This is a genomic window from Enterovibrio qingdaonensis (genome assembly GCF_028683135.1).
GTDB classification, from domain to species: domain Bacteria; phylum Pseudomonadota; class Gammaproteobacteria; order Enterobacterales; family Vibrionaceae; genus Enterovibrio; species Enterovibrio qingdaonensis.
On the sequence record NZ_JAJUBB010000012.1, the window covers coordinates 146,329 to 155,702 of the forward strand.

The 9,374-nt window shown below is 49.3% G+C and carries 1 protein-coding gene; it reads left to right on the forward strand.

From position 1 onward, the window contains the following. Positions 1-176: 176 nt before the first annotated feature. Positions 177-9,341, forward strand: coding sequence for a retention module-containing protein (locus LRP49_RS16550; RefSeq protein WP_274143418.1), 9,165 nt, complete (start codon positions 177-179; stop codon positions 9,339-9,341). The last annotated feature ends 33 nt before the right edge of the window (positions 9,342-9,374 follow it).

Consider the following 9,374-nt stretch of genomic DNA (forward strand, 5'->3'; position numbering starts at 1 on the left):
ATCAATGCGAAAACGTGAGTGTCAGTGAGTCAATGCCCGTCTCAAAATTCTCAATTATGAGGATATCGAGAAACTCATTCTCGCTAGGTAAGACAGTTAATCCTCTGATCGTTAGACTCAATGCATATTGACTGGAGACGATTTTGCGAAACTCGTTGAGCAAGTAGGGAGCACATATGATTGGTCATGAATTTGACTCAGCATTGAAGGTAGAGAGTGTAAGCGGGCAAGCTTATATAGTTTCACCCGATGCCCAAATAATGTCCCTTCGCGCAGGGATGCAGATTGCAGCAAATCAAGTCGTGCTAACTGGCGCAAATGGCTCCGCAGTCGTGGCGTCTGATGGCGAACGATTTGTGATTAACGGGCAGTGCGCTTCTTGTCTCATACCTATTGCTGATGCCGGGTCGTCAATCGCGTCTCAACCTTTTGGTGTCACGTTTAATGAGGCCGCCTACAGCGAAAACAGTTTGGGTGACTTGGATGTGGCTCAGCTACAACAGCTCATTTTGGGCGGTGTTGACCCGACAGAATTATTTGAAGAAGCCGCAGCAGGTGGGGAAACAGGCTCCTCGAATGCAGGCTTTGTCGTGGTGGATTATCTAAATGCAGCCACGTTGACTGAAGCTGGGTTTGATACCTTAGGGCCTCAGCGTGATGAAAAGACGCCTTTAGACTTCCTCGGGGGAGATGAGGGTTCTCGTAACACCGATAATGGCAGAGTAAAACCTCCTGCCGGGCCACCTGGTCCAGATATCGATGCCGAAGGTGGTCAGAAGCTCGCTTTATCTGTCACAGAAGGTGATTTGGACAATGCGTCCTACGGGGCACCTGTTGTCGGTACGTTTGATATAGCAGGTGGGAGTGAATCTCTCTTACCTGGCTCCCTTCAAATCGCCCCCAGTGATTTAGCGGCATTCGAAGCCGAACTTGCTACGTTGACGTCAAATGGCGAAGCCGTCGTTTTCACTCGGGAAACCAGTGTTGATGGCAGTGGCGTTGGTACCTTCATATTAACCGGAACAGCCAATGGTCAAACCGTAATCACGCTGACGCTAACAGCGACGCAAGACGGAACTGGCTTGTCGGTTAAAGCGGAATTACAACAGTTTGCGCCGTTAGATCACAAAGCGGGCACGGGGACTTACGTCAATGTGGATGGAGACAAGATCTCTATCAATATGCCGCTTCAAGTCGCAGATACGGGCGGCGACTTGATGAAAAATCCTGCCACGATCAGCATGGAAAGTCACGATGGTGGTTTGCCTGCAGCTGGTACGGCACAAGTGGAAATGGTCGAGCCTAATGCGGGTCCTGACGAAGAGCAAACGGCATCAACGTCTGATGGCATTGATTTGGGTAGTGACGAAATTGGAAGTATTGTCTTCGATGCTACTGAAGTTGCGGCCCAATTTGCGGGCGTGACCAGTCATGGGCACCCAACAGAAGTGTCTGTGTCAGCTGATGGCAGTGTTATTACATTGAAAGCGGATTATGACAACGACGGAACGTTTGAAGAAACGTCGTTGGTCATTTCTCTCACGTCTTCTACGACGGCGGGTGAGCCTGCGGAGTTTTCCGTCAAACAATACCATCCGATAGACCAACCCGATGATGGGACAGATGACAAACAACATGCGTTTGTTCTTCCGTACAAAGTGATTGATGCAGACGGGGATGAAAGTGGCACCTCGACCGTTACTTTCGTTATTAAAGATGGTGCCATAGCAACAGGCGGTGACCAATTTGATGAAGCTGGCAACAAAACGGAATTCTTCTCGTTAGCGGAGCGCGAGACGCCAAATAATTACGATCCGAGTGCATCGCCGAATGAAACCTCCGGGACTGTTGAGATAAAAGCCGCCAGCGACCGTCTCCTACCAGATAGCATTTCCATTGATGATGTGGACACCTTCAAGTCTGAATTGATGCTACTCAAAAACAACGAAGGAGAGTTCATCGATTCAGTAACAATCACCACAAGTCCAGACGGAAAAACCATCACCATACTCGCCTCTATTGGTACCGAACCTGCGCTTCAAATGACACTGACCGCCTCGCAGGCTGCTGATGGCTTAGGCGTAGATATTGATACGAAATTTGAGCAGTTCCAAGCACTTATTCATCCAAGTGATGAGAGCGAGCACATTACCGACAAAGAGTACGTGGCGGTTGATGATGAGCACCTTGATATCCACGTACCATTGCAATTGCTCGATACCGACGGCAACAAGCTGGTTGATGAGAGCGATGCTAGCCAAGAAGCGCCACAGCTAATATCTCTCAGAGTGATTGATGACAACTCTACGACATTCGGATTGACCAGCACTGAGCCCGTGTTCGTTGAAGAGAGCAGTATTGATGATGGCACTGGCGAAAATGAAGGCTCAAAAAGTGCTGGCACTTTAAATATCGATACAGAAGATGACGATGGCAATGCCTTCGATTTAGACCCCGATAATCAGGCGGGCGATGACATTCATAACTTCTTCTTTGTGTCTGATTATGTGGTTTACCCGCCAAGCAGCGATCAGGCCGGCGAGCCTTTGACTGCAAGTGGTTTTCCTGTGTTCCTTGACCAACGTCCAGACACGGACACCTACCCGAAAACGTATTTCGGTGTGGCATTTGATGAGGACACCGGAGATAACCGAGATATCTTCAAAGTGACGCTCAACGAAGATGGAACCTTCGATTTTGAGCTGTTTTCAGCACTCGATCATAAAAGTGGCGATGGTGAAAACACCCTGACCTTTGAGCTACAGGCTTTTACCGTTGATGCAGATGGCGATGAATCCGGCAAGATTCGCGTTCCTATTACCGTCAAAGATGATGTCCCTCGAACGCAGGGCACGATAGAGGTTGAGATTGAAGATTCTTCTTCATCGGCGGTAACGGGTTCTGTGGATGTATTTGACATCACTGATCCTTCAACGCCGTCTGACATCACAGATTTACAGGGAGCAGATGGCGCACGTATTTCTCACATCAGTTTTGACGGTGTGACTTGGATTGAAGTGAGGAATCGCTCAAACGAGGAAATCGATCTGGTGCATGACGGAGAAGTCATTGGTGTGATTAAGTTTAACACCCGTGATAACCCCGGTGAGATGACATTTGAATTTGACCCGAATATCGATAATCCATCAGCCGTGTTAGATAAGCCCATTCACTATCGTGTCACCGACCGGGATGGCGATACAGCGGAAGGTGAAGTCACACTCACACTGAAAGATCAGGCACCGATTATTACTGTCGCCACCAACGCGGATGGCGAAATCGAAGGCGTGGAAGACCAAGGTCAGCTAAATACAGACACCGAAAATGCGGGTGTAAATCCAGCCAACGGTATCGCAATCAATATTCAGCTGAATATCGGTGACAACGATCTCGGCGAAGCCTATGACGACGCAGGGACACTCGTGTTGGATGGTGAAGTCACCATCATGCCGAAAGATATCACAGATGTCGGTGGTACCTTCTATTTTAATGGCACCGAAATTCCTCAGGATGGTGACGGAAACATCGTGCTGTCGAACAATATGTTCACGGCGTCAGGCACCACTGCCCCCATCATTTTTACGCTTCAAAATGTCACCTTTATTCCTGATCCTGATTACTCAGACTACAACAACACGGATTTGATTAAATTCGATGTTGAGGTCAACGTAAACGGTCACGATGCTCAGACGCAGAGCGATTTGATAAAAGTCAGCATTGAAGGGGTGGCAGACACGCCGAGTATTAGCCTGATTGGTGATGCTGCTGATGGTGTCTTTGAACTGAAAGAAGATTATGACCCGTTTGGCACGCCGTTGACCGATCCTGCTCAGTTTGTCATGTCTGATTTGATTTCCGCCTCGTTGCAAGACACGGATGGCTCTGAAACACTCAAGCTTGAATTTACGCTCAGCCCCGATTCTGGCTCGTTTCAAGGCGGCGCAATTGTCAAAGTGGGGGATACTTGGGTACTCAATGATCCTTCTCGCCTAAATCAAGTGCGATTTATCCCAGATAAGGATTTTAGTGGTGATATCGAACTCGGAATCAAAGCCATATCGACCGAGGGAAATCCAGCGCAGTCTGGCTCAGAGACGGCAGAGGCCACTGAAACGTTGACATTGAGGGTAGAGCCGGTTGCCGACGATGCAAGGCTGGTGGTGCGTCAAGTTGTCGGAAATGAAGATGCTGGGCATCCGAATGACGAGATTGCTGAAGGTGACGCCATCTCATTGGCTAATGCGATTTCTCTGACAACCCTAGGTTCAGATGATGACGGCTCAGAAGCCTTGTTTATCCGTATTTCGGACATCCCTGATGGTGCGACGTTGCAGCTCAACAAAGGCGGCACACTGACGACACTGACAGAAACCGACCGAATCCCTGTTGACGATATCCAGTACCTTGAATTCGTGCCACCGGTTCATAGCAATGAAAATGTAACGTTGAAAGTCGAGGGGATTGTCGTCGACTCAGCGGCTAACTCCCCCAACGATGAGCGCATCATAACGGCGCAAGACCTGAATATTCGTGTTAAAGGCGTCGCTGACGAGCCGGTGTTTGATGTTGCGAACCCAGGGACTGATGAAGGCCAATGGCAATACGATGCAGATACCGGCGTCGTATCAACGACCGTGCGTGAAGATGGCATCAATGGCGATGGACTAGTCGCCATTGATTTCGATGTCGTGTCTGGTGAAAAAGCACTGGCTGGTTCTGATACGTCAGAAAGTATCACCATGATCCTGACGAATGTGCCGGATGGCGTATCGTTTGTGACAAAAAGTGGGTCAGATATTGAAGATGTAGAACTAACGTTTGCAGGTTGGACAACCGATGGAATTGGCATGTCCGTGCCCATGTATTCCGTTGATGTTTCCGTTTTCGCGGGCGGTGATGTCTACCTCAAAATCCCGCCGCACTCTACCGAAGACATTCAAATCGGTGTCAAACTCGTTGCTACCGAAAATGATGGCGACGTTAATGCCATCGAAACAACCATCGAAGTGAAAATTGACCCGCCAGTGATTGATACCGCGGATGGCTACGTCAACTCAGAAACGCAAGGTAACGAAGATGCGTGGTTTGAGGTGAATTGGCAGCCAAACCTGACTGCGGCATTAACAGGTACGCCGGATTCAGATGCGCAAGGTGTGAAAGAGGAAGTGGTAGGCGCGACAATCACAGGGTTTTCTGCCACTGACAGCGTTCGCCTTGTAAAAGGCGCAGATGAAATAACGCTGACACCAGATGCTGACGGTGCTATCACAATCACAGAGGCGCAACTGGCAGACGGCTATCGCCTTGAGATGAAGCGCGCGGAGCACAGCGACGAAGATTTGGTGTTAACGACGAAAGTCACTGTTCGTCAGGAAGACTTTGAAGGTAACTCGACAGCCGAGAAGGAAATCAACGGTACTGTGAACGTGGATATCCGTGCTGTGGTTGAGCCAGACGGTAATCTGAGTTTTGTTGATAGTGCTGGTGATCCAATCGCCGTGCTTTCAACCGATGCATTGGGTCAACTCAAGCTGGAAAATGCCATCGATTTTATTCATCCGGATGGCTCTAGTGACGAGTCGCCACTCAAGGTGTATATCAGTGATCTTCCTGAAGGTTTCTTTGTGACTAATGCCGTGTATGACGGCGAGGAAGGCTGGGTGTTGAATGATCCTGATGATTTCACCATAGTTGCGCCACCAAACACCACACTGACGCAAACCACGTTTACCTTGAGCGCGCTTGTGACTGATAAAGGTGATAACGGCGAAGGTGACGAGAGTTTACCGGAGAAAGTGTCGACCATTGTTACATTGAACTACCAAAATAGCTCAACAGATACCACCGAAGCCCAAGCGGTCGGATTACCCGCAAGTATTGAAATCGAAGGTGATGAAGACAATCCAATCTCTCTTGAGGCGTTGGGTAATGCGGTGACGTGGCCAAGTGGCAGCACTGGCGATGTAGAGTTTGATTATGTCACCGTGGTGATCAATGCAGATGATCTTCCCAACGGCACCGTTGTTGGTGGGGCGTTTTATCATGTGGAGAATGACACCTACGTATTTGAAGTGCCAGGCCGTGTTGACAGTGGTAACCCGTATGCGTCGGGTTTTGATTTGTCAGGCTTATCCATCACACCGCCAGAAGATTACGCGGGTACCTTGAATATCCCTGTCACCTTCGTGAGCTTAGATTCAAAAAGCGGCGATACAGAAGAAACAAGCACCACGGTGACTTTGAACGTTAATCCGCTCGTGGATATTGCTCCTCCAACAGGGGAGGCGCAGCCAGGTGACAATACACTGACCACCGATTTCTCGCTGACGGTGAAAGAAACGCGAGGCTTAAACGACGACCAACAACCTGTGGAGCCGGGTGATACTGAAACCGTTGTCTCAGGAGAAGCCTTGGAAGATGGCGAGGTCATTCTAACCCTTGGCAGCACACTTGCTGATACAGACCAAGCTAACGGCGAGGAAAAGGTATCTTCGGTCACGTTGGAAGTGGCTAACGGCGCGGGTAAATTTAAAAATGCGGCAGGTGATTTGGTCGAATCCATTACCTTGCCTGAGCCTCCTGATACGGTAATTGGTGATATTGCCTTTATTCCGAACCCAGATTACAGCGGTGACGTTTCAATTTCAGCAACGTTGACAATCACTGACATGGCGACAACGGGCACGGATTCGAAAGACATCACCACCGACTTCTCGTTTGACGTAAAACCGGTTCATGACACAGTGACGTTTACCGATGATGGCACGGATCTGGGTGATGGTGATGTGCTGGAAATCGAGACCGATGAAGACAACAGTGTGTCTCTGGCCGATCTAGGCATCAAGTTTGTCGACACAGATGGGTCAGAAAGACTGGAGTCTGTCCTTATCAACAATGTGCCAAATGGCTTTACCTTGTCATCGCCGGCGTTGAATGCGGGCAATGGTCAGTGGCTGATCCCGGCTACAGCGATTTCAGACATTACTTCACTCTCCCAAATCACAGTTAACCCGCCCAACGATTTCAGTGGTGAAATCCAATTTGATGTCACGGTATTTACGTCCGACAGCGGGGTGATAAACCCCGATGGGGTCAGCCAAACTGTCGAAATGACGGTTAACCCCGTTGGTGATGGCGCAAGTGCGAACGTGGTCGCCACAGCCTCTGGTGTGGAAGATACTGACATCGATTTGGATCTGGAAATTTCAGCCAAAGATGACAGTAACAGCGTGAGTGCAACAGGCCAGCCTTCGGGTGTGAGTGTCACTGAAAACGACCCAGAAACCTTGCTTATCACAGTGTCGGGTGTACCAGAAGGTGGCAAATTGGTATTGCCTGACGGTGTGGTGGGAACGGTCACGCCTGAGACATCAACGGGTGGTGATATTGTTATTACGGTCAATGCACAGCAATTGGATGACCTGACGTTTGTGCCACCTGCTGATGCCAATGGACAGTTTGTTTTAGACCTCGCTATTCAAACCGTAGATAACGGCGAGGTATCGGCGGATGTCGTGAACAAGCAGATCAACGTCAACATATCAGCCGTTAACGATGAACCCGTAAACATCCTCGCAGACAGCTACGAATTCGATGAAGGCGGCGCAACCATCACTGATCTTCAAATCTCCGATGTCGATGCCGCAGATGGCACCGGCGTAATGAATGTTGAGCTTGTTGTGGGCACAGGTAGCTCTCTCGCAATTATTGGTGACTCTACGGGAATAACCGTCACCGGTGACGGGACAAACAAACTTGTCTTGGAAGGGGATTTAGATGCCATCAATACCCTGCTTGCCGCAGGGATTGATTACAACTTCACAGGCGAAAATGCCTCTGGTAGTGATTCCTTAACGATGACGACACGTGACCGCGGTAATACGGGGGCAGGTGGTCAGAAATTCGACCGTGATACGGTTTCCATCGTTGTATTGCCAAAATCTGACATGCCAGAGTTAAGTGCCGCTCCTCAGCTTGCATCTATGCGCGCAGCAACTGGGGCATTGGTGCCACTGTTGGGGCTGATGGCAACACTGGTAGAGCCCATAGATGATGAGTTTACGTTGACCTTTGACGGCCTTGGCGCAGTAGGTCAATTGGTAGATGCGTCGGGCACGCCTGTAGGAACGGACAATGGTGATGGCAGTTGGACATTAAACCAAACGGAACTGCAAACCCTGACACTTTCCGAACTCAATCTGACATTCACGGGGCAGCCTGCAGGCGCAGTAACGATTACCGCAAAATCCGATGTCGGTGATGGCGATCCAAAAGAAGCCACCATGACGTTGAATGTCAATGTGGTCGATACCTCAACAACGCCAACACTCAATGACACAGCTAACACCAATGATGATTTGGTCGTAGACGGCAATCAATCAACGCAAGTCTTTGGTGGTGCGGGAGAAGACGTTGTCGCGGGCGGACTCGGCGAGGATATCCTTACTGGGGGCGCGGGCGACGATGAGGTTTGGGGTGGTGATATCGGTGGTACCGGCGATGGCGTGAAAGATACCCACAAATGGGCTTCAGGCGACTTTGGAACGGCGGCGGCCGCTTCAACGGATACCATTAAGGATTTCGAAACGGGTATTGATGTTATTGATATCTCCGGTGCGTTTGACTCATCTGGCCTCTTTACGTTTACCGATTTGGCAAACAGAGTGGACATTCAAACTGTCGGTGATGACACCCGTATACAGATATTCGATGAGTCCAGCTCGCCAATTCAGAACATTATTGTTGAAGGAAAAACGTTGAATGAACTGCTGGGGATGGAATCATCAGGACTCACGCAAGATGAAGTGCTCGAGTCGATGCTCATGGCGGGACAGCTTATCGTGTTTGACCCAACCAAAACACAGTTTGGCACCGAAGATGATGATACGCTCACTGCTGATGATGCGGGTGAACGTGTGATTGCCGGAGATGGCGATGACACACTTGAAGCAGGACTTGGTGACGACATCCTTTTAGGTGGTGAAGGCGAGGATATTTTCAAGTGGACGGATGCAGGGGTCAGCGATACTGAGAAGAATACGGATGTGGTGGCAGACTTTGATTTGGGTGACACTGTCACAAAAGATAAGATCGATATTTCAGCGATCTTGCCTGACGGTGTTAGTAGCAGTTCGACCATTGAAGAGTTACTTGATTACATTACACCCGATGTGTCCGATGGAAACCTCACCTTGCACGTATCAAAAACAGCAGGTGGAACGGTAGTTCAGGATATCGTGCTCAATGATGTTGGGCTTGATGAATTGGGGTTGGATGCCAGTGCAACCAATTCGGATATTCTTAACGAGTTGATTCAGCAGCAAGCATTAACGTTAAACTGATTCTCTAGTATGAAAAAGGCACTGTAATCGCAG

What these genes read in the sequence shown, in the direction of transcription:
- LRP49_RS16550 (WP_274143418.1), top strand. Translation starts at nt 177, where the DNA reads ATGATTGGTCATGAATTTGACTCAGCATTGAAGGTAGAGAGTGTAAGC.